The organism is Dactylosporangium siamense (assembly GCF_016862795.1).
GTDB lineage: Bacteria > Actinomycetota > Actinomycetes > Mycobacteriales > Micromonosporaceae > Dactylosporangium > Dactylosporangium siamense.
Genome location: NZ_BONQ01000014.1, coordinates 148,264 through 171,863, shown reverse-complemented (window position 1 = coordinate 171,863; position 23,600 = coordinate 148,264). Strand labels below are relative to the sequence as shown.

Below are 23,600 nucleotides of genomic sequence, written 5' to 3'. Positions count from 1 at the left end.
TCAAGCCGCCAAGATCGTCAGACCTCGGCGCGGGTCCTGCTGGCGCCCCGATTCGGGAAATTTGGTCGAATTTCTGGAAGCTGACGACGACCTGCGTCCCGGACCACCGCCAATCACCGGCGACGTCAATGTGCAACGGCCTCCCGGGCGGCCGCGGGACGACCGCGACGACGTGTCGGCGCTGGTGCAAGGGCACCGAACTGTCCACCCCCGTGAGCAGACGGGCCGTCGTGGGAGGAAGGCGGTCAGCCGAAGGTGGCCACGCAGAGGTAGCGCAGTGCCGGGTCGTAGTCGGCGACCACGATCCGCCCCGCGGTGTCCAGGTCGAGCGCGGCCAGGGCCTCCCACACGCCGGTCATCGGCTGCGCCGGATCCGCCAGGACGACCCGGTCGGCCTTCACGTCATCGGCGAGCCCGGCCAGGCCGCCGCCGAGCACGACCGTGGCAGCGTCGAGACCGTCGAGGCTGTCGAGGACCGCGTCGGAGTCCGGGGTGACGGTGACCGACGCCGGCGGCGCGTCCGCGGCCAGGTGCAGGGCGATGCCGGCGTGGGCGGCCGGCAGCGTCACGGGCACGCCCGGGTCGTAGGGCAGGTCGGCCTGTTCGACGGCGATGAGGACCGCCCGCGGGTGCGTCGCGGCGTAGGTCTGCATCAGGGACAGCGCCGTGAACGCCGCCGCCCGGCCCTGGTCGGACACCGCGAACGACATCGGCGACCCCGGGCAGACGTGCGTCAGGTACGTGCTGACCGCCCGCCCCGGTGAGATGTCCGGCACGTCGTAGGCGAGCACCAGCAGGTCGACCGGATCCGCGGGCAGCAGCGGAACCGCCATCTCACCGTAGGACTGGCCCCGGACCGGGGTGAGCGCGTCCGGTGCGAGCGTCAACCCCTGTGGTGCGAGCAGGTCGGTGAGATACGTCGACAGCCGGGCGGCGTGCCCGGCGTCGGCGGCAAGCAGCGCCGGGGTGGGGTACCGGCGCGACACCGCGCGCCGGAGACCAAGGGCGAACACCGTCACTCCTCCGGGAGCAGGTTTCCGGCGACGTAGTCGGCGAGGCTGCCGACCGTCTCGAAGTTGTCGCGGCCCATGTCCTCGACGCTGATCTCCCGCTCCAGCTTGTCCTCCAGCTCGAGGACCAGCTCCAGGCCGGTGGTGGAGCTCATCCCCAGGTCGTCCATGAGCGTGGTGGTCTCCGAGGCGCCGGACACCTCCCGCTTCAGCACGCGCGGCAGCAGCTCGCAGATCGTGTCGACGACCTGCTGGCGCAGGTCCGGGTCGATCGTCGTGGTGTCGCTCATCGTCAGCAAACCCTTTCAAGAGAACCTAATGCGAGAAGACCATGGCGGAGAACGTCGCGCCGCGACCCGCGCCCGCGGCGGCGATGACATAGTGGTCCCCGGGTTGCAGCAACCCCCGCGCGACGGCGGTGCGGTGGTTGAGGAACGCGTCGGCGCAGAAGACGTGGCCGTAGTCGGCGACGTGGTCCAGCAGGACCCGGTCGAGGGGATAGCCGATCCGCTTGCACACCCGCTGCCACGCCACCACGTTGACGTTGTGCGGCAGGATCAGCGCGATGTCCGACAGCGAAAGACCAGCCGAGGAGACGGCGGACGTGACGGCGGCGCCGAGCGCGTCGTGGTAGATGCGCTGGAACTCCCCGGCGACCTCCTCCAGCTCCCCGTCGAACTCGCCGCGCAGCGAGGCCACATAGGACAGTTGGCGGTCCCGCGGGCCCGACGCGGCGACGAGGCACGCGGCGGCCCCCTCGCCGAACATCGACGTCTCCGGCACGAAGCGGGCCTCGCCGGTGAACGCCTTCTCCCCGGTGAGGACCAGGGCGAGGGCGTCGGGCGGCGCGGAGGCGAGGAGCCGGCCGGCGAGGTCGACGGCGAGCAGCCCGGACGCGCACGCGTGATGCCCGACCGCGAACGCGGAAGCATGTTGTAACCCGAACGACCGGCACACCTCGTGCAGCGGGTTCAGCGGGTAGGGCACCACGCCGGGGAACGTCCGCGCGTAGAGCACGTACCGGATCCGCGCCGCCTGTTCAACAGTCAGCCGCAGGTCGGCGACCGCCAGGCCGAGCAGCTCGGTGAGCGACAATGACGGGGCGTGCGCGGCGGAGCCGAGCTTGTGGTAGCGCCGGAACACCCGTAGTTGCATGGGCGTCAGCTCGAACTCGTCCGCGAGCGACTCGATCGGGACGCGGTCCGGGGGCACGTAGGTGCCGATGGCGACGAGTGCGGTCACGGCGTCTGCCTTTCAAGAGCCTCGAGCGCATGGTGTACGGCCAGCGCCTCCACCTCCCGTGCCAGGGCCTCCACCCGGGCCGGAGGGGTCCGCCACGTGTCCGTGAACCAGGTCAGCCGGAACCGGCCCGGTTCGTCGTCGACGTCGACGTTCAGCGGGTCGTACGGGTCGTCCTGCGCGACGGTCCAGCGGAACTCGCCCGGCCCGGCGGCGCGGACCTGATCCGCGTCCGGACGGGACCCGGGGAACATCTGCCGGCTGATGGTCCGCCGGTCGTTGAGCCAGATCCCGGCCTCGAGGTCGACGTCGAGCGTGGCCGACAACGACGACACCGTCTCCGGGTCGTGATACGCCCACTTGTAGGCCAGCATCGCCGCGATCCCGGTCTTGCGCATCGCGTCCTCGAAGGACAGACCGGCCACGTCCGCCACGCAGATCCCGTGCTGCGCCACCATCGCGACGACGTCGCCGAGCCCCCGGCGGAACCGGTTGTCCACCATGGGCCGGATGATCGCGGGCCGTCCTTCGCCGGCGAGGGCGAGCGCCAGGCAGGTCATCAGCACCTGCGAGGTGTCGATGTCGAAGACGACCGAGGTGGCATGGGTGGCGGTGTAGAGCGCAGCCGACGTGAACTCGCCCCGGTGATACCGCGGCCCGCCGGCCGGCACCAGCGGCGCGACGGGAGGCAGCTGCCGCAGCATCTTGTCCCAGTGCCGCAGCGCCTTCTCGCGCTGCTTCTGCCCGTCGGGGGAGGCCTGCCAGCGCACCTGCTCCAGTGGTTGCATGCCGAGGGTCGGGCCGCACTCGTGCCGCGCGGCGACCTCGCGGAGCATCAGCAGCCCGCCGACGCCGTCGGTGACGAGGTGGCAGGTGACGGTCGACAGGTAGGCGGGCACACCGTCGACCCGGACGACCCCCATCCGCACCGGCCACTGCGACGCGAAGTCGTAGGGCTCGGCCCGGTAGTGGGCGTCGACCGCGGCCGTGAACGACGCGGGGTCGGCACCGGGCGGCACGTCGAACACGTCGAGCCAGATCGTGCCCGACGCGGCGACGGACTGCGCCGGCACGCCGTCGAAGCCGTCAACGTCGAAGCGCAGCCGGGTCCGGAACGTGGGGTACCGCCGCATCGCCCACCGCAGATCGGCCGCGACGTCCTCGAGCGTGGTCCCGTCCGGGACCGCCGCCCATCCGCCGATGGGCAGCCAGGAACGCTGGCGGACCATGTCCTGCCAGATGGATCGCTGTCCCCACGACAGCGGGCCGATCCCGGCCCCCTCGCCGTCGAACCGCACCGGGATCCGGGTGGTGGCGACGAGCTCGAGGGCCGGCAGGATCGTGTCAGGCATTCGCCATCTCGGCGAGGTGCCGTTGCCGCATCAGGAACTTGCGGACCTTGCCGGTGGGGCCGGTGACGATGTTCTCGTCGGGGAACACGACGACCTTGCGCAGCGTCGCCGCGGCCGCCGGGGTCAACGCCGCCGTGACGGCGGAGGTGTGGTCGACGGTCGGGTCGGCGCTCTCGTGCAGCGACAGCAGCACGTCGGAGACGACGCCGGCGTCGGTCTTGAACGACACGATGGTGCAGTCCCGCACGTCGGGCACGGCCCGCAGGATCTGCTCCTCCGACATGGCGGTGTAGAGCCAGTTGCCGCCGCCGAGGTCGACGGAGTCGACGGCCCGGTCGACGTGGTAGTAGTAGCCCTCCTCGTCGCGGAACATCAGGTCGCCGGTGAGGTAGTAGCCGTTGAGGCGGTTCTTGTACGTGTTGACGTGGTCGTTCCAGTACCCCGGCGCGAGCGTGGGCGACTTCAGGCCGAAGTGGCCGACCTGCCCGACGGGGACCTCCTCGCCCGTCACGGTGTCCAGCAGCGCCACGTCGGCGAAGACGTGCGGGACGCCGACGCAGCGGCCGTAGCGTTCGGTGTCGGGCCGGTGGGTGATGTGGAAGGCGGAGTGCCCCATCTCGGTCGAGCCGAGCCCGTCGACGAACATCGAGCCCTTCACCCGGGAGACGCCGGCTCGCGTGACGGTGTTGCGGCTACCGACGTTGACCAGGTTGCGGATGTGCGGCTCGTGCGCGCAGTCGCCGGTGTTGAACCACAGCGCCACCGAGTCCATCTCGTGCTGCGACAGGTCGAAGCGGGCCAGCTCGGACCAGGTGACGGCGAAGCCGAACACGCCGGTCGGCTTCCACTTCTCGATCGCGTCGAGCACCGCGCCGCCGTCGCTCTGCTGCGACAGGAACAGCAGCTCGGACCGGTTGCTCAGGGCGTGGTTGATGGTCATGATGCCGGCCGCGTGCGGGGCTGGCAGGGCACTGAGGATCCGCTCGGTGCCCTGGGCCCTCGGGCCGCTCAGCCGGATCTTGCGGGTGGCGTGGAACAGGCTGGCGTGCGAGTGCACGACGGCGGTCGGCATGCGGGTGGTGCCGGAGGAATGGGTGATCGCGATCGGGTCGTCGGCGTGGTGCCGGAACGGCGCGGGCGCCTGCGCCGGGTCGCCGGTGCCGGTGTCGGCCGCGTCCAGCACGGGGATGCCGACGTCGTGGCCGTCCAGGCGGGCGATGTGCGCGGCGTCGGTGATGAGCGCCGTCGCCCGGAGCTTGCCGATGTACGCGGCGGCGATGTCGCCGGGGATGTTCGGGTTCATCAGCGCCGGGATCGCGCCGAGCCAGACCAGGCCCATCCAGTTGAGGAAGCAGTCCGCGGAGCTGGTCACGTAGATCGCGACCGGGTCGCGGCGGGTGATGCCGTAGGCGTGCAGCCACGCCGCCCGGGCCGCGGCCCGCTCCCGCAGCTCGCCGAGGGTGAGGCCCTGCCAGGCGGGGAAGCCGTCGACGTCGACGTCGAAGGCGATGCCCGGCCCGTCCAGTGCCGCGCCGTGCTCGATGAGCTTGTGCAGCACGTTGCCGGCACCGACGTCGGGGTCGGCGGCGAGCGCCGCCCGGATGCTCGTGGACGCCATGGGTCTACTCCTCGGTCTGCGTTGAATATGAGGTCTTCGCGACCTGTTCGATCGCGGTGCGGATCTGCGCGCGGGTCGGCTGCAGCGCCAGGTCCAGCTCGCGGGCGAAGGGCAGCACCGCCCCGTCCGGCCGGGTGATCCGTTTCGGTGGCGCGACGAGACGCAGCTGTTCCGCGGCGGTCGCCAGGATCTCCCCGCCGATGCCGCAGGAGCGGTTGGAGTCGTCGACGACGACGAGCCGGCCGGTGCGCTCCAGCGACTCGGCCAGCCCGTTCCAGTCGAAGGGGTGCAGCGTCCGCGGGTCGAACACCTCCACCGACACGGTGCCTTCGAGCTCCTCGGCGACGGCGAGAGCGTCGTGGACGAGGTGGCCCACGGCGACGACCGTCACGTCGTCGCCGGGTCGGTGGATGCGGCCAACGCCGAGGGGCACCGGGGCGAGGGCGGCGAAGTCGACGTTGTCGCGGACCCCGATCGCGCCGGCCGGGGCGAAGACGATGACCGGGTCGTCGTCGCGGATCGCGGTCAGCAGCAGCCCGTAGGCGTCGGCGGGGGTCGCGGGCACGACCGTCTTCACGCCGACGTGGGCGAAGAGGCTGTACGGGTGGTCGGAGTGCTGCCCGGCCCAGCCGCCGCGGGAGCCGGAGCTGGGCAGCAGGTAGGTGACCGGGACGTTGACCTGCCCGCCGGTCATCAGGGAGAACTTGTGGGCCTGGTTGACGATCTGCTCGAACGCCAGGAACAGCAGCGCCGGGATCTGGAACTCGATCACGGGGCGCTGCCCGGCCATCGCGGCGCCGGTCGCGAAGCTGGTGAACGCCTGCTCCGAGATCGGCATGTCGACGACCCGTTCGGGGCCGAACTTCTTGAGCAGGCCGGTGGTGACGTTGCTGACCGCGACGCCGACGTCCTCGCCGAACACCACGACGCTCGGGTCGGCCTCCATCTCGGTGCTCAGCGCCCGGTTCAGTGCCTTGAGATACGACAGGATCGGCATCAGGAGACCCCCGCCCTGGCCCGCAGGCCGTCCGCGTACAGATGGTCCAGCGCGCCGGCCGGGTCGGGCAGCGGGCTGTCGACGGCGAAGCGGACCGCCTCGTCGAGCAGCGCCTCGATCTCCGCGTCGATGCGCTCCCGGTCCGCGGCCGGGATGCGCGAGCCCTGCAGGGCCACCGGATCGCGCCGCATCCCGACGGCGACCTCGTCGTCGGTGCGGTACCGCGGCCGGGCGCTGTGCTCCCACGTGTGGTGGGCGTCGAAGCGGTAGGCGACGCATTCGATGAACGACGGGCCGCCGCCGGACCGGGCCCGGTCGACGGCCTCCCGCGCCGCGCCGAGGACCGCCTCCGGGTCACTGCCATCCACTGTGGACGCCGGGATGCCGAACGCCTCGGCCCGGCCGGTGATGGACCCGGCCACCGCGTCGGCGACCCGGGTCGTGGTGGCGAAGCCGTTGTTCTCGCAGACGAGCACGACCGGCACCTTCCACAGCGACGCGAGGTTCATCGTCTCCAGGACGACCCCCTGGCTGACCGCGCCGTCGCCGAAGTAGGTGACGGCGACGAGGTCCTTGCCGGCCCGCCGCGCCGCCCAGGCGGCACCCGTCGCGATCGGCACCGCGGCGCCCACGATCGCGTTGGCGCCGAGGATGCCGAGGCTGAAGTCCGCGGCGTGCATCGAGCCGCCGCGGCCGCCGTTGAGCCCGGTGGCCCGGCCCGCCAGCTCGGCGAGCATGCGGGCCGGGTCGGCACCCTTCGCGAGGACGTGACCGTGACCGCGGTGGGTGCTGGTGATGACGTCGCCGGGGCGCAGCGCGCCGCAGGTCCCGGCCGCGATCGCCTCCTGTCCCAGGTACGGGTGGATCCCGCCGACGATCGTGCCGTCCTTGACCAGTTCGATCGCACGCTCCTCGAACCGTCGGATCAGGCGGACCGTGCGGTACAGCCCGGCGGCGTCAGTCACTTGCCACTCCTTGTAAGAGGCGGAATTACGCCGCGAGGACCTTCTCGTCGATCTTGGCGAGGATGCCGCTCCAGAGCTTGGCGCGGGCGACGAGCGCGAGGTTGATGGTCTCCACGCACTCGTTCCACTTGTTCTCGTCGTCGCCGCACAGGTCGGTGACCATCTGCATGGCCATCGGCGTGTGGAACTCGCCGTCGACCTCGATGTGCCGCTCCAGGTAGTCGACGAACGTGTCGAGCTGCCCGCCCTGCTCGTTGACCTTCACGACCTGGGTGAACATGTCCGGGATCAGGTCCTCCCGGCCGAACGCGAACGCCGCCGCCTGGCAGTGGATCGGCGCGGTGTCGATGAGGTGCCAGGTCAGCCCGACGAACTCCGCGGACGCCTCGGGGACGCCCGCGGCGGCCATCGCGGCCGGCACCGGGGTCTTGTCGCGCAGCAGACCGATGAAGGTGTCGATGACGGTCGTGTCGGCGCCGGCCTCCCGCATGCCGAGCAGGTACAGCTCGAAGTGGCTGATGAAGCCGCCGCGCAGCTCGTCGCTCTCCTCGACCAGCACGATGTCGTTGATGAGCCGCCGGCTGCCGGTCGGCCCGGTCGGGATCCACGGCACCTCGACGCAGGTCAGGTTGCGCTGCAACGACTTCAGGAGCGACATGAAGTCCCACACCGCGAAGACGTGGTGCTCCAGGAACGTCTGGATCGCCGGCAGGCTGTCCAGGCGGGCGTAGATCGGGTGGGACACGACGTCGTTGCGGGCATCGGCGATCAGCGCCTCCAGCCGGTCGATGCCCGGGTGTCGCTGACCCCAGTCATAACGGGACATGATGAGCCTCCTGAAAGGGTTAGGGCGTACGCCACAACACGGGGCAGTACTCGGGATCGGAGTAGTCGGGACGGCCGTCTTCGGTGCGCCGCACCAGCACGTCGTGGTTGTAGGTCACGACGTCGCCCGTGCTGAGCTCGAACCGGCGGTACTCGTTCGCACCGTCCTGCAGGTGGAAGGAGACCGCGCGGCGGGGTTTGTCGCTGCGGTTGGGTCCGCTGCCGTGATACGTGCGGCAGTGGTGGAAGCTCATGTGCCCCTTGGGAATGACCATCGGGACCTTGACGACCTCGACGTGGTTGTACGCGGCGTTCTCCGCGAGCATGACCTCCAGGTCGTTGCGGTCCCGCTCGGCGAAGTGCTTCGTCGTGGTGTCGTCGCGGAGGATCTCCTCCCACCGGTGCGACCCGTCGACCATCGTGATCGTGCCCATCTCCTCACCGCAGTCGTGGAAGGGGATGAACGCCGTGAGCATGTTCTCCGACGTGCACGGCGACCAGTAGTGCCGGTCGAAGTGCCACGGGACCACGTTGCTGGGCTCGCCGACGATCGGCGGCTTGTAGATCAGCGTCGACTGGAAGACCCGGATCTCGTCGGCCTTCGCCAGCCGTGCCGCTACCGCGCCGATGAGCGGTTTGCGCAGGATCCGCGCGATCGGGTCGCTCTCGTAGTGCACGTAGTCGTGGTGGCGTTGCACGTCACCGTGCGACGGATCCCAGTACGCCAGCCGCGGCGGGCGGATCGGCAGCGTGCGGCTGCGCTCGCCGGCGTAGAAGCGTTCGCTTGCCGCGACGAGCTCGTCGACCTCGTCGTCGGTGAAGAGCTTCTTCGTCAGGTACCAGCCGTGCCGGGCATAGTGCTCGACGTCATCGTCCGACGGCAGCAGCGCCAGCTCGTCGTCGGACAACGAGAATGCCTGGCTCACTGAGATGGTCAAGGTCATGTCCTTTCGAAAGTCGTGGCAAGGATCAGCTGCGCAGGCCGTCTGTGGTGTCGCGCACCGCGGCGAGCTCGCGCTCCTTCGCCGCGTACAGCGCCGGGATGTTGCTGGTGCCGAAGGTCCGGGCGCCGTGCCGGTCGATGAGCTCGAGGAAGTACGTCCGGCGGATGTGTGTCGACTTGGCGAAGATCTGGTACATCTGGCCCCAGTGGTCCCGGTCGACGAGGATGCCCAGCGGCCGCAGCTGCTCCACGGGCACGTCCACCGCGCCGAGCCGCGCCTCGAGCATGTCGTAGTAGCTGGCCGGGGTCTGCGCGAACTCGACGCCCCTGGCGCTGTAGGCGCGCACCGCGGTCACGATGTCGTGGGTGCTGTAGGCGATGTGCTGCACGCCGGCGCCCTCGTGCCAGGACAGGAAGTCGTCGATCTGGCCGGCGCGGCGGCTCAGGTCCGGCTGGATCAGCGTGAACGTCACGCCACCCGACGGGCTCTGCACCACCTTGGACTGCATGCCCTGCTCGCCGACCTCGATGTACTCCTGGAAGATCATGGTGAAGCCGAAGACCCGCTCGTAGTACTGCACCGTCGGGTCGAGCTCGCCGGCCTGCAGGCAGATCGCGGCGTGGTCGATGGTGTGCAGCAGGTCCGCGTCCGTGGTCGGCACCGGCGTCTCGGCGATCGCCCCGGGCAGGAACTGCTCACCGCTGACGCGCTGGACGAGGCGGTGGGTCACGTCGCCGAAGCCGGACACCTCCGCCGTCACCACCACCGAGCCGTCGTGTTCGAGGCGCCGTGGTGCCTCGATCGGGGTGGCGCCGGCGGCGACGGCCTCGTCGAAGGCGGCCTGCACGTCGGTGCAGCCGAAGGCGATGACGGACACGCCGTCGCCGTGCTGCGCGACGTAGCGGCTCGCGCGGTGGTCGCCGTTGAGCCCCGAGGTGAGCAGGATCCGGATGTCGCGCTGGCCGAGCAGCACGCTGCGCTGACCCGTGAGGCCGGTCTCCGGGCCGCCGTGCCCGTAGACGTGGAAGCCGTATGTGGCGCACAGCTGGTGCGCCGCCTGGCGCGCGTCGCCGACGAACATTTCGATGTGGTCGGTGTCGAGGATCTGCATGGCCTGCTTCCCTTTCGGGTTCTGATCGGTCGTTCCCAGGTGGCTGCGACGAGCGGGCGTCACGCCGTGCGTGTCTCTGGGCCTGTGTCTGAGCGTGTCCAGGCGGACTCCGGCCGGCCGAAGATCAGGCTCACGTTGTGGCCGCCGAAGCCGAAGGAGTTGGACAGCACGTGGGTCACCTCGGCGGGGCGGGGCTTGATGAGGTGGTCCACGTCGCAGGCGGGGTCGGGCTCGTCCAGGTTGTGTGTCGGCGGGAGCAGCCCGCGGAGCATGGCGTGCACCGACACCGCGGCTTCCACCACCCCGGAGGCGCCGAGCATGTGGCCGGTCACGCCCTTCGTCGAGCTGACCGGCGGGGTACCGGCACCGAACACCGCACGGATCGCGGTGGACTCGGCCACGTCGCCGAGTTTGGTGCTGGTGCCGTGCGCGTTGACGTAACCGACGTCGCCGGGTGTGATGCCCGCGTCGGCGATGGCCCGGCTCATGCAGGCGGCGGCGGCCGACCCGTCGGGGCGCGGGGTGGTCGGGTGGTGGGCGTCGTTGGTGGCGCCCCAGCCGACGAGGTCGGCGTAGCGGCGGGCCCGGCGGGCCTCGGCGTGCTCGGCGCGTTCGACGACGAACACCCCGGCGCCCTCGCCGAGGACGAGCCCGTTGCGGCGGCGGTCGAAGGGGCGGCTCGCCGCGGTCGGGTCGTCCCAGCCGCGGGCGAGCGCCCGGGCGTTGCCGAACGTGTCGGCGAGCGTCGGGAACAGCGGGGCCTCGCTGCACCCGGCGACGACGACGTCCGCCTCGCCGGCCCGCAGCAGCCGCACGGCCTCGCCGATCGACTGGGCGCCGGCCGCGCAGGCGGTGCCGATGGAGGAGCTGTACCCCTGGATCCCGTGGCGCATCGCGACCCGCGCCGCGCCCATGTTCGGCAGCATGCCGGGCAGCAGGTAGGGGCTGACGCCGAGGCGGCCCTTCTGCGAACGCAGCACCGCCTGCGCGTCGAGGGTCGCGAGACCGCCGGTGCCGGACAGGATGATGGCGATGCGGTAGGGGTCGACGTCGCGGCCGACCTCGATGCCGGCGTCGGCGAGGGCCCGTTCGGCGGCGGCCATCGCCATGATGATGTACCGGTCGACCACCCGCGTCTCCGGCGCCGGCAGCACCGACGTCGGGTCGATCGGCGGGGAGAACGCGGCCACGTCGGTCGATCCGAAGAGAGGATGGTCGGCGGCGGGCCGGGTCAGGCCGGAGCGCCCGTCGCACATCGCGTCGAAGACCTCGGCGCCGGTGCTACCGACCGGGGTGACGAGCCCGATCCCCGTGACAGCTATGGACCTGCTCATGACGCACCTCTTTCGACGGTTCGTTCAGCGAGGAGCACCACTGCCGCGGTGTCGTGGCTGGTTCCGGTGATGGCCTCGGGCGCGGCGGCCTGCTCGAGGAGGACGACGAGGACCTCGCCGGCGTCGCCGTCGGCGAGCAACAGCCGGGCCACGGTGAGCCCGGCGTCGGTGCTGTCGACGCACACGACCGGGCCGGTCAGCCGCCAGCGGGAGGCGACGTGACCGGCGACGGCGTTGGGCACCGACTGGAAGAAGAACAGCGGCCCGACCCGGCCGCCGGTGTCGACGGCCTCGGCGACGTGCGCGGCGCTGGCCACGTCGCCGAGGGAGGTGACGAGCACGATCGCGGTGACCGCGGGTGGAGCGCTCTCAGGGCGGCGCTGGAGGCAGCGCCCGGCGGCGGCGGCGACGAGCGGGTTGAATGTCGAGTGCACGAAACCGGCGAGCTTCGGCAGCTCCTCGTCGCCCGGCTCGGGCCAGTCGGCGGCGGCGAGGACCTCCAGGCCGGCCCGCGCGGCGAGCGCGGTCAGCGGCGGGATGTCCTCGACGAACAGTTCCGCCGTGCCGAGTCCCTGCTCCTGCTCTTCGGGGCCGACCAGTAAGCCGCTCATGCTGATCCCACCAGCAGGGCGGTGTTGGCGCCGCCGAAGGCCGCGTTCAACGACAGGGCGTAGGTGGGCGTCACCGCGGTGAAGCCGTCCAGGACCAGGTTCAGCGGGCAGTGCCCGTCCGCGGCCAGGAACCCGGCGTTGACCGGCAGCCGCCCCGAGCGCAGCGCGTGCAGGGTGACGATCAGCTCCAGCACCCCGGACGCTTCGAGGGCCTGGCCGTGCAACGACTTCGTCGAGGAGACCGGCACGGTGCCGGCGTGCTCGCCGAGCGCGGTGTGCAGCGCCGCGGACTCCGCGACGTCGCTCTGCGCGGTGCCGGAGCCGTGCGCGTTGACGTAGCCGAGGTCCGCCGGGCCGATGCCCGCGCGCTGCAGGGCGGCGGTGATCGCGCGGGCGAGCCCGTGCCCCTCCGGGTGCGGCTGGCACGGGTGATACGCGTCGCCGGCGCGACCCCAGCCGGCGAGCCGGGCCAGCGCCGGGACGCCACGCTCGCGGGCCGCCGCGGCGGACTCCACGACGACCGCGCCGGCACCGTCGCCGAGCAGCAGCCCGCGCCGTCCCTCGCTGAACGGCCGGACCTGTCCGTCAGTGGACAGTGCACGGCCCGCGTCGAAGAGGGAGAACTGATCAGCGTCCACCAGGTAGCCGCCGGCCACGACGACCCGGTCGAGCTCGCCGCGGGCGATCGCCGCCGCCGCGTCGGCGACCGCGGTGCTCGCCGCGACGCACGCCGTGGTGTACGCCCGGATGCCCGCGCCGAGCGGGAGATCGGCGAGTCCGGTCGTGGTGGCGATCGCGGCGGTGAACGCGGTGCTGCTGTGCCGGCGGCGGTCGGCCTCGGCCACCCGGGCCAGGGCGGGGTCGCCGTGCAGGGCGAGGAAGAGTGGCGCGCCGGCCCGCTCGGCGGTGCTGAGCTTGGCCTCGTCACAGGCCTCGTCCACCACGCGCACGAGCTCGTCGGTGAGGGCGGGGGAGCCGGGCACGGCCGCGGCCACCCCGACCCGCCGTCCCGTCACGTCGAACCGGTCGACCGGCTGGAACGCCGGCGTCCCCGCGTCGAGGCCGTCGGCCAGGGCGGTCATGCCCCGGCCGAACGCGCTCAGCACGGCCGCTCCGGTCAGCACCACCTCACCCGGACCGCGCCGAGCGGTCATGGTGGTGGTCATCGCGAACCCGTCTCGACCTTCAGTTCCTGGAGGACTTCGAGCGTGCCGCTCACCGTCGACATCCGGGCGAGGGCTTCGTCGTCGAGGTCGAGCGGCCCGCCGTAGTGCTGTTCGAGTTGGTGGACGAGCCAGGCGAGTTCCAGGGAGTCGATCCCCTCGGCGATGTCAGCCGGCGAGCGGTCGCCGTAAGTGGCGAGCATGGCCAGGACGTCGTCGCGGGTTGGTGCAGTGGCCACGCTCAGCTGCCCGCCGTTGCAGCGGCGGACCGGCGCTCGGCGACGGCGGCGATGAACTCGCCGACGGTCATCCCGGCCAGCTTCTCCGCCTCGTCGTCGTCGAAGCGGACGCCGAAGCGGTCCTCGACGCGCACCGCGAGCTCGGCGAGCGACAGCGACTCGAGGTCGGCGCCGGCCGGGCCGAGCGCGGTGTCGTCGTCGACGTCCTCGACGCTGTAGTTCATCTCGGTCAACGAGTCGAGCAGGAACTGGCGAATTTCCTGATTCGTGGTGTCGTTCATCAACGGTTCCCTTCCTTCACGGGTGCCGGCGCGACCGGGTCGGTCGCGCCATCGGTCACGTCTTGTCCCGCACGCTGCCCTGGGATCACGGCTGAGATCGCCGCCGGGATCGCGGGCGCGGCATCGGCGGCGGCTGCGAGCAGCGCGGCGCGGTCCCGGACGAGCTTGCCGGTGGCGGTGCGCGGCAGCTGTTCCACGACCTTCAGCACGCGTGGGCGCTTGAAGCCGGCGAGGCGCTCGGCCAGCCGCTCCTGGACCTGCGCCGAGGTGGCGCCGTCGCGCAGCATCACGTACGCCTCGATGGCCTTGTCGAACGTCACGACGGCGCTGGCGACACCGGGCAGTGCGGCCAAGGTGTGCTCGACCTCGGTCAGGTCGACCTTGAGGCCGCCGACGGAGACCTGCGAGTCGCGCCGGCCGTGGATGCGCACGCGGCCGGTGGCCGCATCGACGCTGCCGGCGTCCTTGGTGTGCAGCCAGCCGTCGGCCCAGCGGGCCGGGTCGACGAGGCCGAGGTACGGCGACGCGGGCAGCGACACGAGCAGCTCGCCGGCTTCCTCGCGGACGGTGAGGCCGGGTGCGGGGGTGAGGGAAGGGCGGTGTTCGCCGAACAGGTCGGTGGCGATGACGCCGACCTCGGTCATCCCGTACATGTTGCCGAGCCGGATGCCGTAGCGGTCGACGAAGCCTCCGTAGACCTCGGCGCGGACCAGTTCCCCGCCGGTGGTCATGCCGGTCAGCTGTGGAAGTTTCATCGGGTGTTGCACCGACGAGAGCAGCTCGATGTGGAACGGGACGCCGAGCAGCGTGGTCGGCGCCGGGTCGGCGGCGACCGTGGACAGGATGCCGTCGGCGGTCATCCGCGCCGGCACCACGAACTGAACGCCGGCGTGCAGGCCGTAGAGCAGGCCGCCGACCAGACCGAGCACGTGCACCATCGACGCGAGCGAGACGATCCGCTCGCCGCCCTGCGGCACCCCGGCGCCGATCTTCACGTACCGCTCGACCTCCTCGACGAGGTTCGCCGCGGTGCGGGCGATGACCTTCGACGGGCCGGTCGAGCCGGAACTGAGCTGGATGAGCGCGTGCGCGGTGTCGGCGGGCCGCCCCGGGTAGGTGGCGACGCGCTCCTCGATCTCGACGAAGCCGCGCAGCGGCCCGCCGGTGACGTGCTTGGCGGTGACCACGACCTGCGGCGCCAGCCGTTGCAGGGCGTTGTCGACCTCGAAGGCGGTGAGGCGGTGGTCGAGCAGCGCCGCGCGGGCGCCGAGGCGCCAGGCGGCGAGCAGGTTGGTGACGAACGCGAGCGACGGGGCGAGGCACAGCGCGACGGAACCGCCGCGGCCGAGCCCGGCGGCGGCGAGGACGGACTGCTTGGCGGAGATCAATCTGCGCAGGTCGGCGCGGGTGACGGGGGTCTCGAAGACCAGGGCGACCTGGTCCGCGGGGCCGGCCAGCAGCACCTCGTCGACCCACGAGGGGTCGATGCCCGGGGTCGGTTGGGCGTCGTCGGTCACCCGGAACCCCTTTCTGCGCACACGGCTGCCCCGCTGACCGGACGGCCCACGTTGGCCGGCGATCAGCGTGTGCAACCCCCGAATGACACACTGCGAACGTCGAGCGAGCCTGCTGCCGCCGGTGCGAATCACGCCCGGACACAATGCGCAGGAATTAGTCGGCTCGACTAGCCATAGACCTTACGCAATCAAAGCGGTTTTACAAGAGTGCACAACCCGACCGTGCAGCCGTATGTCCGTTCTGCCACGCCTACGCCCGCTAAAAATCGTTTGCATCGATACGTTCTGCGCCGTCTTCGGTCCTGGGATCGTTTTACAAAACCCCGAGGTCAGCCCGGTTCCGGAACTTGTTGTGACAGCCAAATGGGGCAATATGCGACGCTAACCGGCGCACCGGATAGAACCGGTATCTACCCTGAGAACACTCTCCTCACGCCCAAGCTCATACGGTACGGTGCGCAACCGTCACGATTGACACCCGTGAACGTCCGCCCAGGTTGATATACCGTTTCCCCATGTATGGCGGCATGATGAGCGTCCGCCTGCGCGATCAGCGACAGTGCAGGCCGGGGGCGGTTGCCGGCCGGGTAACGTGCATTGACAAGCGTCGGCGCGTCGCCCATACAATGGCCGGGCTCCGTGCGTCCCTAAACCGGGAACGCGCCCAAAGCTGGTGATCCCATTCGGAGATTTGCGACTGTGAAAGCAAATGCCGGTTCCGCATACCCGTCCGCACCGGCCGGGCCCGGGCTGAACGCCGCCGTCGAACGGTATTACGACACGACCCTGGACCTGTACGAGGACCTGTGGGGCCAGCACGTGCACCACGGCTTCTGGGACATCGGCGAGCGGCCGGGCAACGACGACGACCGGCACACCGCGACCGACCGGCTCGTGCGCGAGCTGGTCGACTTCGCCGGCATCCCGGCCGGCGCCCGGGTCCTCGACGTCGGCTGCGGCATCGGCGGACCGGCGATGCACCTCGCCGGACCCCTCGGCTGCACCGTCGAGGGCGTCACCCTCAGCGCCGCGCAGGCCGCCCGGGCCAACGAGAAGGCCGCGGAGCTCGGCCTCGGCGAGCGGACGAGGTTCCGCCAGTGCGACTTCATGGCCAACGACTACCCGGACGGATCGTTCGACGTGGTCTGGGCCGTCGAGAGCCTCATGCACATCGCGGACCGGGAGGCGTTCTTCGCCGAGGTCCTGCGGGTGCTCAGACCGGGCGGCCTGGTCGCGATCGCCACCTGGTCGGTCCGTGACGGCGAGCTCACCGCGGAGGAGACCCGCACCGTCGACCAGATCCTGCGCCACCAGGTCATGCCCAGCTTCTCCTCCCTGGAGGAGCACGAGCGGCTCGCCGCCGCGGCCGGGTTCACCGGGATCGCGTTCGTCGACTGGAGCGCCAACGTCGCCAACTCCTGGGAGCCCGGGTTCGCCCAGGTCAAGGAGCTCGACAACGGCCGGTCGATGATGCGCGACCTGGCCCGCGACCGGGGTGTCGACGTGCTCGGCTTCTTCTACGCCGGCCCGCTGATGCTCAAGGGTTTCCAGACCGGCGCGGTGACCTACGGCGCCGTGCGCGCCACGAAGCCGGCGGCAGGGGACTGATCGTCATGGCCGCGCCGCCCCACCAGGAGATCGTGGAGCTGCTGCGCCAGGTCACCGGCGAGGACGAGGCCTGGGCGGCGGCGGTCACCCCCGCCACCCGGGTTGACACAGACCTGTTCATCGACAGCCTCGAGATCGTTGCCCTGAGCGTCAGGATGCGGGAGGTGTACGGGGTCGACCTCGCCTCGCACCTCACCGGCCTGGACCTGCCCGGGCTGATCGACCTGACCGTCGGGGACCTGGCGGAGCTTGCCGGAGCCCGTACATGAGCCGGTTCTTGTTCTTGTCCTTGCCGTTGACGGGCCACGTCAACCCGATGGTGGCCGTGGCCAAGGTGCTCCTGGCGCGCGGCCACGAGGTGCTGTGGGCCGGGTCGGAGTCGTTCCTGCGGCCCCTCGCCGGCCCGGACGCGGCGATCCACCCGATCCCGCTGCGCGCCCACCGTGGCCAGGCCGAACGCGGCCTCGACGCGACCCGCTCGCGGTGGGAGGGCTACATCCTGCCGCACACGAAGTACACCCGCAAAGGTGTCGAGGCGGCGGTCGAGGCGTTCCGGCCGGACCTGCTCGTCGTCGACCAGCACGCGATCGCCGGCCCGATCGTGGCGCACCGCTTCGGGCTGCCGTGGGCCACCGTCGCGTCCAGCGCGATGGAGCTGACCAGGCCGTTCGCCCGTGGCCTGCCCCGCGTGGAGGAGTGGATCCAGCAGCAGATGCGGGCCGCGTGGACCACCGCGGGGCACCCCGGCGAACCGCCGTGGGACCTGCGGTTCTCGCCGGACCTGGTGATCAGCTTCCTCGGCGAGGACCTGCTGGACGACCCGGCGCAGCTGCCGCCGAACACGGTCACCGTCGGCCCGTCGATCGCCCCGCGCGCACCGGATCCGGACTTCCCGTTCGACTGGCTGGACCCGGCCCGCAAGCACGTCCTGGTCACCATGGGCACGCTGAACATGGACCAGGCCGCGCACTTCTACCCGCGGGTCCTGGCCGGCCTCGAACCGCTCGGCGAGCAGCTGCAGGCGGTCGTGGTCGCGCCGCAGGGCACCATCACCGGCGAGCCGGGCCACGTGCTCGTCCGCCGGCCCGTGCCCGTGCTCGACCTGCTGCCGCACCTGCACGCGGTGGTCAGCCACGGCGGCGCCAACACCGTCAACGAGTCCCTGGTGCACGGCGTGCCGCTGCTCGTCGCCCCGATCAAGGGCGACCAGGCGCTCATGGCCTCGGCGGTGGCGCGGGCCGGCGCCGGGCTGCGGGTGTCGATCGACCACAGCCGGCCCGAGGCGCTGCGGGCCGCGCTGCTCGACCTCCTCGACGACCCCCGCTACGCCGAGGCGGCGCGGGTGACCGGCAAGCGACTGCTCGCGGGCGGCGGCGCCGACGCCGCCGCGACGGCCCTGATCCAGCTGGCACGCCGGTCCGGCAGCTCCTCGATCCTCCCCGAACGCACGACGTCTGAAAGCGAGCAAGCGCGTGAAACTCCTGCGTGACACCTGGTTGATCTTCCAGCGGCACATGCTGCTGATGCTCCGCTCGCCGCTGTGGGTGGTCCTCGGCGTGGCCCAGCCGGCGGTCTACCTGATCCTCTTCGCGCCGCTGCTCAAGCCGGCGCTCGCCTCGGTCGGGGCGAACACGATGAGCGACGCGTACAAGATCTACGTGCCCGGCATGCTCATCGCCCTGGCGCTCGCCGGCGGGCTCTACGTCGGCTTCGGCCTGCTCGGCGACCTCGCCAACGGCGTCATCGAGCGGTCCCGGGTGACCACGGTCAGCCGGGTCGCGCTGCTGCTGGGCCGGTCGCTGCGCGACGTCGTCACGGTCATCGTGCAGTGCATCATCATCACCGTCCTGTCGCTGCCGTTCGGTGTGTTCGTCAACATCGGCAGCCTGCTGCTCGGTTACGCGATCCTGGCCCTGTGCGCGCTGTCGTCGGCGTCGATCTCCTACGGCATCGCGATCCGCGTCGCCAACCCCAGCGTGCTCGGGCAGGTCGTCAACAACATCGCCCAGCCGTTGATGCTGCTGTCCGGCACCCTGCTGCCGCTCGCCCTCGCGCCGCTGTGGCTGCGCACGGTCGCCGACTTCAACCCGTTCAACTGGGCCGCCAAGGGCCTGCGTGCGCTGTTCATCGGGGACACCGGCAACCCGGCGATCTGGCAGAGCATCGTCATCGCCGCCGGCCTCATGGTGGTCGCCGTGATCTGGTCGGCCCGCACATTCTCGCGTTCGGTCCGGTAGTCCGGTCGGTATAGGAGCACTGTCATGATCAAGATCAAGGGCCTGAAGAAGGTCTACAAGTCCGGCCGCGGCAAGAAGGCGACCAGCGTCGAGGCGGTCAAGGGCATCGACCTGGACGTCGCGCAGGGCGAGATCTTCGGCTTCCTCGGCCCGAACGGCGCCGGCAAGACCACCACACTGCGCATCCTCGCCACCCTGCTGTCGGCCTCCGACGGCGAGGCGACGATCGCCGGGGCGAACCTGCGCACCGAGCCCGAGGCGGTGCGGCGCCTCATCGGCTTCGTGGCGCAGGGCGGCGGCACCACCGACGACGTGACCGGCCGCGAGGAGATCGTGCTGCAGGCGCGCATGTACGGCATCGGCAAGGCCGAGGCGGAGAAGCGCGCCGAGGCGGCCCTGGCGGCGTTCGACCTCACCGAGTACGCCGACCGCAAGTGCAAGACGTACTCCGGTGGGCAGCGCCGCCGCGTCGACATCGCCATGGGCGTCATCCACCAGCCGCAGGTGCTGTTCCTGGACGAGCCGACCTCCGGCCTGGACCCGCAGAGCCGCGCCCACATGTGGGACGAGATCCGCCGGCTGCGCGCCGAGGGCATGACGGTCTTCATCACCACGCACTACCTCGACGAGGCCGACGCGCTCTGCGACCGGATCGCGATCATCGACCACGGCGAGATCGTCGCCGAGGGCACCCCGGCCGACCTGAAGCGGGAGATCTCCGGCGACGTCGTCACCGTCGTGGTCGCCGAGGAGGCCGAGCGGGCCGGTGAGCTGCTGGGCAAGGAGTCCTACTCCAACGGCGTCGAGGTCCGCGAGGACAACGAGCTGCGGCTCAACGTCGACGCCGGGGACTCGGCGATCCCGCAGATCATGCGCACCCTCGAGGGCGCCGGGATCAAGCTGGAGACGATCGAGCTGCACCGTCCGACGCTGGACGACGTCTTCCTCACCAAGACCGGACGGTCGCTGCGCGACTGATCCGCCCGGGCACGACGAAGGGCGCGACCCGGAGCGGGTCGCGCCCTTGTCGCCTGCTCAGAGCCGTTCGCCGCCGATCGTGCCGGCGAGGTGGTCCTGGATCGTGTGCAGCATCGTCGTCATCGCGGCGTCGTCGAAGCCGTGCCGCCTGGTGCGGAAGACCAGGTCCAGCGACGTCAGGCCGCGCACGATCAGGTAGAAGCCGGGACCGGTCGCGCGGGCCGGCTCGAAGCGCTCGATCCGCGGCGCGACCAGGCGGTCCTCGGACGGGAAGCCGGGCGGCGCGAGCATCGGGTTGTAGGAGAAGCCGGGGTCGACGGGCGGGTCGAGGCGCTCGTGCTCGTCACGGATCACCCACATCGCGTCCGGTGAGCAGACGCCGTTCTTCAGCGCGTTGAACGCCTTCCAGTGCACCTTGGGCAGGATCTCCTCGAACGGCTCGTCCGGCTCGAACTGCAGCAGCAGCGGAGTCCACTGGTTGAGGCTGGTGACGACCCGCGCGTGCGTCTCGTCGAAGCGGTTGGACGACATGAGCAGCAGCAGCACCGCGTCCTGCCCGGTAGCCGCCTGGATGCCGCGGTAGTAGGCGGCGAGGATGAGGCTGGCCAGGGTCACCTCGAACTTGCCGATGGCCTCGTTGGCCAGCGGCATCGGGATGCCGGTGTGCAGCACCGCGCCGAGCGGCTCCGCGTCGCCGCCCGGGGGCCGGTGGGGTGCGGCGCTGATGGTCCGCCGCCAGTAGCGCTCGGCGTTGCGCAGCCGCCCGCTGCCCTCGCCCTGCTGGTCGAGGGCGAGCTCGATCGGCCCCGGCGCCGGCGGCAGCTCGGTGCCGCCGAGGATGGTCTCGAAGTCCTCGCGCAGGACGAGCCCGCCGACCCCGTCCGCGGCCATGTGGTTGAACACGACGAGGACCTGCTTCGGGGTCCCGCCGTCGAGCAGGATCCAGGCGCGCCAGGGCAGCTCCGCGGTGGTGTCGATCGCCCGCTGCAGCTCGGCCGTGTCCTTGGCCTCGCGCTCGGCGACGTCGGCGGTGCCCTGCCTGACCTGGGCGAGGACCTCCTGCACGGAGTGCGCGGCGACGCGCTGCCGGGGGAATCCGCCCTCGTCGAGCACGTAGGTGGTGCGCATCGAGGCGTGCCGCATGGCGGCGGCGCCGAGCGCCGACCAGATCCGCTCCTCGCCCCAGTCGCCCTCGGGTAGGTCCCAGACGGAGGAGAGGTTCGCCTCCCACAGCCGGTCGGCCGGCAGCCGCTCGATCTCGCGCCAGACGGACAGCTGTCCGACGGTCGCCGGATACGTCTCATCGCCGGACACGCTGTGCCTCCAGGGTGCTGCTCGCTGCGGTGGTCGTGCGGAGGAGGGGAACCCGGCCGGACCCTGGTGACACCCATGCCCGTCGGGTGCCGTCCGGGGGTGCCGGTGCGGGCTCCCCACCTGTGCGGTGGTGCTCGGTTCGGTGGTGCCGTCAGGTCAGCCCGAGATGGCGCGGCGGCCCGAGATGGCGCGACCCGAAATGGCCCGGCCGGAGATCGCCCGACCCGAGATAGCGCGGCCGGAGATGGCCCGACCCGAGATGGCGCGGCCCGAGATGGCCCGGCCCGAGATGGCGTTCGACATGTTCACCTCCTCATATCGTTTGGCACATCACAGTGCGATATGGAATGGCAGGGCACACCTCATCCGTCGACTTCACGACGAATCTGCAGAAGCCCCTGCGGTCATTTTGAACGACCGAAGTCTATGACCGACAGAAGCATCGCCCGGGGTTTGCAGCGTGTCAACCGCCGGTGTTCCCACTTCGTAAACTTTCAATGCCTTTCGCATTTCCCCGACGCTTCCACGGAAATCGGACATAACGATCGTTAAAATTCGGACCTTCGGGCATTGATTGGATGAGATCAATACTCACCTCTTTCGTCAGGTAGAAGACAGCCGATAGGCTCCGGTGCAGTGCTTGCAGGGTGGGCCCGCGCGATCGTCCGGGTCCGAACAGGTCTGGAACCGGACAACACGCCAGTGGTCCCTTTCGAGCACTTTCCAGTGACCAGGCAAGGGAGGTGCGAAATGAAGGCTGCTCAGCTGCGTGGTAGCAACGCTCAGCTCCGTAACGCCCGGCTCTAACCCTGTCGTGGCGGCCGGCCGGCACGGCGCAGGCGGCGCCGGCCGGCCGCCCCGCAGTCCCTTCGGCCGGCGTTTGCACCGACGATTACGAGGCGAGAGGTCATGGCGGAGACTGCAACGGCGCAGCGCATCCCGGTCCGATTCAAGGGTGAGGGATCGGGTGTCGAGGAATTGACGTGGGGCCAATGGGCGGCATGGAGATCCATGGAGCTCGGCGGTGGCCGGGTCGACTGGGCCGGCGGCACGATGCCGCTGCTCGACGGCCAGACGATCGACCAGATCGTCATGGAGCTCGCGTTTCTCATCGGCCGGCACCAATCACTGCGGACCCGCTACCGGCTCGGCGAGGACGGCCTGCCCCGGCAGGTCCTGTCCGGCGAAGGCGAGATCCTCATCGAGATCGTCGAGGCGGGCGAGGACGACCCGGCCGAGGTCGCCGCGGCCCTCGACGCCGCGCTCCAGGACGCGCCGTTCGACAACGCCGAGGACTGGCCGGTGCGCGCCGCGGTCGTGTGCCGCGACGGGACCCCGGCGTGGTTCGTCGTGCTGTACTCCCACATGGCGATCGACGCCTACGGCATCGAGGCGCTCATCGCCGACATGGCCAACCTGGACCGGGCCACCGGCGAGCACCTCGCCCCGGTCGCCGGCGTCCAGCCCGCCGACCTGGCCCGCCGGCAGCGCGGGGGCGCGGGGCGGCGGCAGCACAACACGTCGCTGCGGCACTGGGAGAAGCAGCTGCGCGAGATCGCGCCGGAGCGCTTCCCGCCGGTGCCGGACCCGCCGTCGCCGCGGTACTGGGAGGCGAGCTACTCCTCACCCGCCGCCTACCTCGCCCTCGGCCGGATCGCCGAGCGGACCAAGGCGCACAGCAGCACGATCCTGCTCGCCGCCTACGTGCTGATGCTGGCGCGGATCTCCGGCGACCCCACCACGGTGGTGCGGATGCTGGTGAGCAACCGCTTCCGGCCCGGCTTCAAGGAATCGGTCGCGGGTCTGGCGCAGAGCGCCCTGTGCGTGGTGGACACCGCGGACGTGAGTTTCGACGAGGTCGTCGCCCGCGTCTGGAAGACCCAGCTGACCGCCGGCATGCACGCCTACTACGACCCTCGCGACCTGTGGGACATGATCGCCCGGGTGGGCGAGGAGCGCGGCGCCGCCCTCGACCTGCAGTCCTACTTCAACGACCGGCGCCGGACCATGGCGACGGCGGAGGTCCTGCCGCACGCGAGCGCGAGCGACATCACCGACGCGTTGCCGGAGAGCCGGCTGCGGTGGGGCACGAACTCCGACGACCCGTACGCCACGGTGTTCTTCCTGATCAATCCGGTGCCGGACACGGTCGACATCAGCCTGCGCGTTGACACCCAGCGGGTGGCACCGGACGATCTGGTGGCGATTCTTCGTGGAATCGAGGAACTGGTGGTCGTCGCCGCGCTGCAGGAGTAGC

The 23,600-nt window shown here is 71.0% G+C and carries 24 protein-coding genes; 6 read left to right on the top strand and 18 right to left on the bottom strand.

The genetic code is table 11. The annotated features are described in order from the left end of the window. Positions 1–245 precede the first annotated feature (245 nt). The 16 genes from Dsi01nite_RS02655 to Dsi01nite_RS02580 are packed head-to-tail and all read right to left on the bottom strand — an operon-like array spanning position 246 to position 15,206. A complete protein-coding gene (locus Dsi01nite_RS02655; RefSeq protein ID WP_203844363.1) occupies positions 246–1,013 on the bottom strand; it encodes a 2-hydroxy-acid oxidase in 768 nt (255 codons plus the stop codon). 2 nt (positions 1,014–1,015) lie between these two features. Then, positions 1,016–1,300 (bottom strand): acyl carrier protein, encoded by a 285-nt coding sequence (locus Dsi01nite_RS02650; protein ID WP_203844362.1) that lies wholly within the window; start codon positions 1,298–1,300, stop codon positions 1,016–1,018. Positions 1,301–1,325: 25 nt separating this feature from the next. After that, on the bottom strand, positions 1,326–2,252 hold the full coding sequence (locus Dsi01nite_RS02645; protein WP_203844361.1) for a 3-oxoacyl-[acyl-carrier-protein] synthase III C-terminal domain-containing protein: 927 nt from the start codon (positions 2,250–2,252) through the stop codon (positions 1,326–1,328). Next, complete coding sequence (locus Dsi01nite_RS02640; protein WP_203844360.1) at positions 2,249–3,601, bottom strand: condensation domain-containing protein; 1,353 nt, start codon at positions 3,599–3,601, stop codon at positions 2,249–2,251. Before Dsi01nite_RS02640 ends, Dsi01nite_RS02645 begins: the two co-directional genes overlap by 4 nt. Next, the gene (locus Dsi01nite_RS02635) at positions 3,594–5,219 is read right to left on the bottom strand and encodes a class I adenylate-forming enzyme family protein (RefSeq protein ID WP_203844359.1); all 1,626 of its coding nucleotides are present in this window, start codon (positions 5,217–5,219) and stop codon (positions 3,594–3,596) included. Before Dsi01nite_RS02635 ends, Dsi01nite_RS02640 begins: the two co-directional genes overlap by 8 nt. A gap of 4 nt (positions 5,220–5,223) precedes the next feature. Then, entirely contained in the window at positions 5,224–6,216 is a 993-nt protein-coding gene (locus tag Dsi01nite_RS02630; RefSeq protein ID WP_203844358.1) for an alpha-ketoacid dehydrogenase subunit beta, read from the bottom strand. After that, on the bottom strand, positions 6,216–7,181 hold the full coding sequence (locus Dsi01nite_RS02625; protein WP_203844357.1) for a thiamine pyrophosphate-dependent dehydrogenase E1 component subunit alpha: 966 nt from the start codon (positions 7,179–7,181) through the stop codon (positions 6,216–6,218). Before Dsi01nite_RS02625 ends, Dsi01nite_RS02630 begins: the two co-directional genes overlap by 1 nt. 25 nt (positions 7,182–7,206) lie before the next feature. Further along, positions 7,207–8,007 carry a DUF3050 domain-containing protein gene (locus tag Dsi01nite_RS02620; RefSeq protein ID WP_203844356.1) on the bottom strand — a complete coding sequence of 267 codons (801 nt, stop codon included), beginning with the start codon at positions 8,005–8,007 and terminating at the stop codon, positions 7,207–7,209. Between the two features lie 19 nt (positions 8,008–8,026). Continuing rightward, entirely contained in the window at positions 8,027–8,938 is a 912-nt protein-coding gene (locus tag Dsi01nite_RS02615) for a phytanoyl-CoA dioxygenase family protein (RefSeq protein WP_373318717.1), read from the bottom strand. A 37-nt stretch (positions 8,939–8,975) separates the two neighbouring features. After that, complete coding sequence (gene hppD / locus Dsi01nite_RS02610) at positions 8,976–10,061, bottom strand: 4-hydroxyphenylpyruvate dioxygenase (RefSeq protein ID WP_203844354.1); 1,086 nt, start codon at positions 10,059–10,061, stop codon at positions 8,976–8,978. Positions 10,062–10,120: 59 nt separating this feature from the next. Continuing rightward, positions 10,121–11,395: a beta-ketoacyl-[acyl-carrier-protein] synthase family protein gene (locus Dsi01nite_RS02605; RefSeq protein WP_203844353.1), complete on the bottom strand. Its 1,275-nt coding sequence runs from the start codon at positions 11,393–11,395 to the stop codon at positions 10,121–10,123. After that, positions 11,392–12,006, bottom strand: coding sequence for a beta-ketoacyl synthase chain length factor (locus Dsi01nite_RS02600; protein WP_239135632.1), 615 nt, complete (start codon positions 12,004–12,006; stop codon positions 11,392–11,394). Before Dsi01nite_RS02600 ends, Dsi01nite_RS02605 begins: the two co-directional genes overlap by 4 nt. Further along, positions 12,003–13,172 (bottom strand): beta-ketoacyl synthase N-terminal-like domain-containing protein, encoded by a 1,170-nt coding sequence (locus Dsi01nite_RS02595; RefSeq protein WP_203844352.1) that lies wholly within the window; start codon positions 13,170–13,172, stop codon positions 12,003–12,005. Before Dsi01nite_RS02595 ends, Dsi01nite_RS02600 begins: the two co-directional genes overlap by 4 nt. Continuing rightward, entirely contained in the window at positions 13,169–13,372 is a 204-nt protein-coding gene (locus Dsi01nite_RS02590; protein WP_203844443.1) for a phosphopantetheine-binding protein, read from the bottom strand. The genes Dsi01nite_RS02595 and Dsi01nite_RS02590 overlap by 4 nt, the downstream gene beginning before the upstream one ends. 38 nt (positions 13,373–13,410) lie before the next feature. Next, entirely contained in the window at positions 13,411–13,689 is a 279-nt protein-coding gene (locus Dsi01nite_RS02585; RefSeq protein WP_033361430.1) for an acyl carrier protein, read from the bottom strand. Beyond that, positions 13,689–15,206 carry a class I adenylate-forming enzyme family protein gene (locus Dsi01nite_RS02580; RefSeq protein ID WP_373318714.1) on the bottom strand — a complete coding sequence of 506 codons (1,518 nt, stop codon included), beginning with the start codon at positions 15,204–15,206 and terminating at the stop codon, positions 13,689–13,691. The genes Dsi01nite_RS02585 and Dsi01nite_RS02580 overlap by 1 nt, the downstream gene beginning before the upstream one ends. A 699-nt stretch (positions 15,207–15,905) precedes the next feature. On the opposite strand from Dsi01nite_RS02580, the gene Dsi01nite_RS02575 reads away from it, so the two are divergent. From Dsi01nite_RS02575 to Dsi01nite_RS02555, 5 genes are read left to right on the top strand one after another with little or no spacing between them, the layout of a single operon-like run. Next, positions 15,906–16,814: a methyltransferase domain-containing protein gene (locus Dsi01nite_RS02575; RefSeq protein ID WP_239135631.1), complete on the top strand. Its 909-nt coding sequence runs from the start codon at positions 15,906–15,908 to the stop codon at positions 16,812–16,814. Positions 16,815–16,819: 5 nt separating this feature from the next. Beyond that, entirely contained in the window at positions 16,820–17,083 is a 264-nt protein-coding gene (locus Dsi01nite_RS02570) for a phosphopantetheine-binding protein (RefSeq protein ID WP_203844351.1), read from the top strand. Beyond that, positions 17,080–18,303, top strand: coding sequence for a glycosyltransferase (locus Dsi01nite_RS02565; protein ID WP_203844350.1), 1,224 nt, complete (start codon positions 17,080–17,082; stop codon positions 18,301–18,303). The genes Dsi01nite_RS02570 and Dsi01nite_RS02565 overlap by 4 nt, the downstream gene beginning before the upstream one ends. After that, positions 18,287–19,051, top strand: a complete 765-nt coding sequence (locus tag Dsi01nite_RS02560; protein ID WP_203844349.1) for an ABC transporter permease — start codon at positions 18,287–18,289, stop codon at positions 19,049–19,051. Before Dsi01nite_RS02565 ends, Dsi01nite_RS02560 begins: the two co-directional genes overlap by 17 nt. 24 nt (positions 19,052–19,075) lie before the next feature. Continuing rightward, on the top strand, positions 19,076–20,029 hold the full coding sequence (locus Dsi01nite_RS02555; protein WP_203844348.1) for an ATP-binding cassette domain-containing protein: 954 nt from the start codon (positions 19,076–19,078) through the stop codon (positions 20,027–20,029). Positions 20,030–20,086: 57 nt separating this feature from the next. Here the strand turns inward: Dsi01nite_RS02555 and Dsi01nite_RS02550 are convergent, their stop codons facing one another. Further along, complete coding sequence (locus Dsi01nite_RS02550) at positions 20,087–21,343, bottom strand: condensation domain-containing protein (protein ID WP_203844347.1); 1,257 nt, start codon at positions 21,341–21,343, stop codon at positions 20,087–20,089. A 156-nt stretch (positions 21,344–21,499) separates the two neighbouring features. Further along, positions 21,500–21,646, bottom strand: coding sequence for a hypothetical protein (locus tag Dsi01nite_RS02545; RefSeq protein ID WP_203844346.1), 147 nt, complete (start codon positions 21,644–21,646; stop codon positions 21,500–21,502). A gap of 708 nt (positions 21,647–22,354) precedes the next feature. Here Dsi01nite_RS02545 and Dsi01nite_RS02540 point away from each other — a divergent pair. Then, complete coding sequence (locus tag Dsi01nite_RS02540) at positions 22,355–23,599, top strand: condensation domain-containing protein (RefSeq protein WP_239135630.1); 1,245 nt, start codon at positions 22,355–22,357, stop codon at positions 23,597–23,599. Position 23,600: the final 1 nt, after the last annotated feature.

Bases quoted from the DNA above. Each gene is read 5' to 3' on its own strand.
- Dsi01nite_RS02650 (WP_203844362.1), bottom strand. From the start codon at position 1,300: ATGAGCGACACCACGACGATCGACCCGGACCTGCGCCAGCAGGTCGTC.
- Dsi01nite_RS02640 (WP_203844360.1), bottom strand. From the start codon at position 3,601: ATGCCTGACACGATCCTGCCGGCCCTCGAGCTCGTCGCCACCACCCGG.
- Dsi01nite_RS02635 (WP_203844359.1), bottom strand. From the start codon at position 5,219: ATGGCGTCCACGAGCATCCGGGCGGCGCTCGCCGCCGACCCCGACGTC.
- Dsi01nite_RS02630 (WP_203844358.1), bottom strand. From the start codon at position 6,216: ATGCCGATCCTGTCGTATCTCAAGGCACTGAACCGGGCGCTGAGCACC.
- Dsi01nite_RS02620 (WP_203844356.1), bottom strand. From the start codon at position 8,007: ATGTCCCGTTATGACTGGGGTCAGCGACACCCGGGCATCGACCGGCTG.
- hppD (WP_203844354.1), bottom strand. From the start codon at position 10,061: ATGCAGATCCTCGACACCGACCACATCGAAATGTTCGTCGGCGACGCG.
- Dsi01nite_RS02605 (WP_203844353.1), bottom strand. From the start codon at position 11,395: ATGAGCAGGTCCATAGCTGTCACGGGGATCGGGCTCGTCACCCCGGTC.
- Dsi01nite_RS02600 (WP_239135632.1), bottom strand. From the start codon at position 12,006: ATGAGCGGCTTACTGGTCGGCCCCGAAGAGCAGGAGCAGGGACTCGGC.
- Dsi01nite_RS02595 (WP_203844352.1), bottom strand. From the start codon at position 13,172: ATGACCACCACCATGACCGCTCGGCGCGGTCCGGGTGAGGTGGTGCTG.
- Dsi01nite_RS02590 (WP_203844443.1), bottom strand. From the start codon at position 13,372: ATGCTCGCCACTTACGGCGACCGCTCGCCGGCTGACATCGCCGAGGGG.
- Dsi01nite_RS02585 (WP_033361430.1), bottom strand. From the start codon at position 13,689: ATGAACGACACCACGAATCAGGAAATTCGCCAGTTCCTGCTCGACTCG.
- Dsi01nite_RS02570 (WP_203844351.1), top strand. From the start codon at position 16,820: ATGGCCGCGCCGCCCCACCAGGAGATCGTGGAGCTGCTGCGCCAGGTC.
- Dsi01nite_RS02565 (WP_203844350.1), top strand. From the start codon at position 17,080: ATGAGCCGGTTCTTGTTCTTGTCCTTGCCGTTGACGGGCCACGTCAAC.
- Dsi01nite_RS02555 (WP_203844348.1), top strand. From the start codon at position 19,076: ATGATCAAGATCAAGGGCCTGAAGAAGGTCTACAAGTCCGGCCGCGGC.
- Dsi01nite_RS02545 (WP_203844346.1), bottom strand. From the start codon at position 21,646: ATGTCGAACGCCATCTCGGGCCGGGCCATCTCGGGCCGCGCCATCTCG.
- Dsi01nite_RS02540 (WP_239135630.1), top strand. From the start codon at position 22,355: ATGGAGCTCGGCGGTGGCCGGGTCGACTGGGCCGGCGGCACGATGCCG.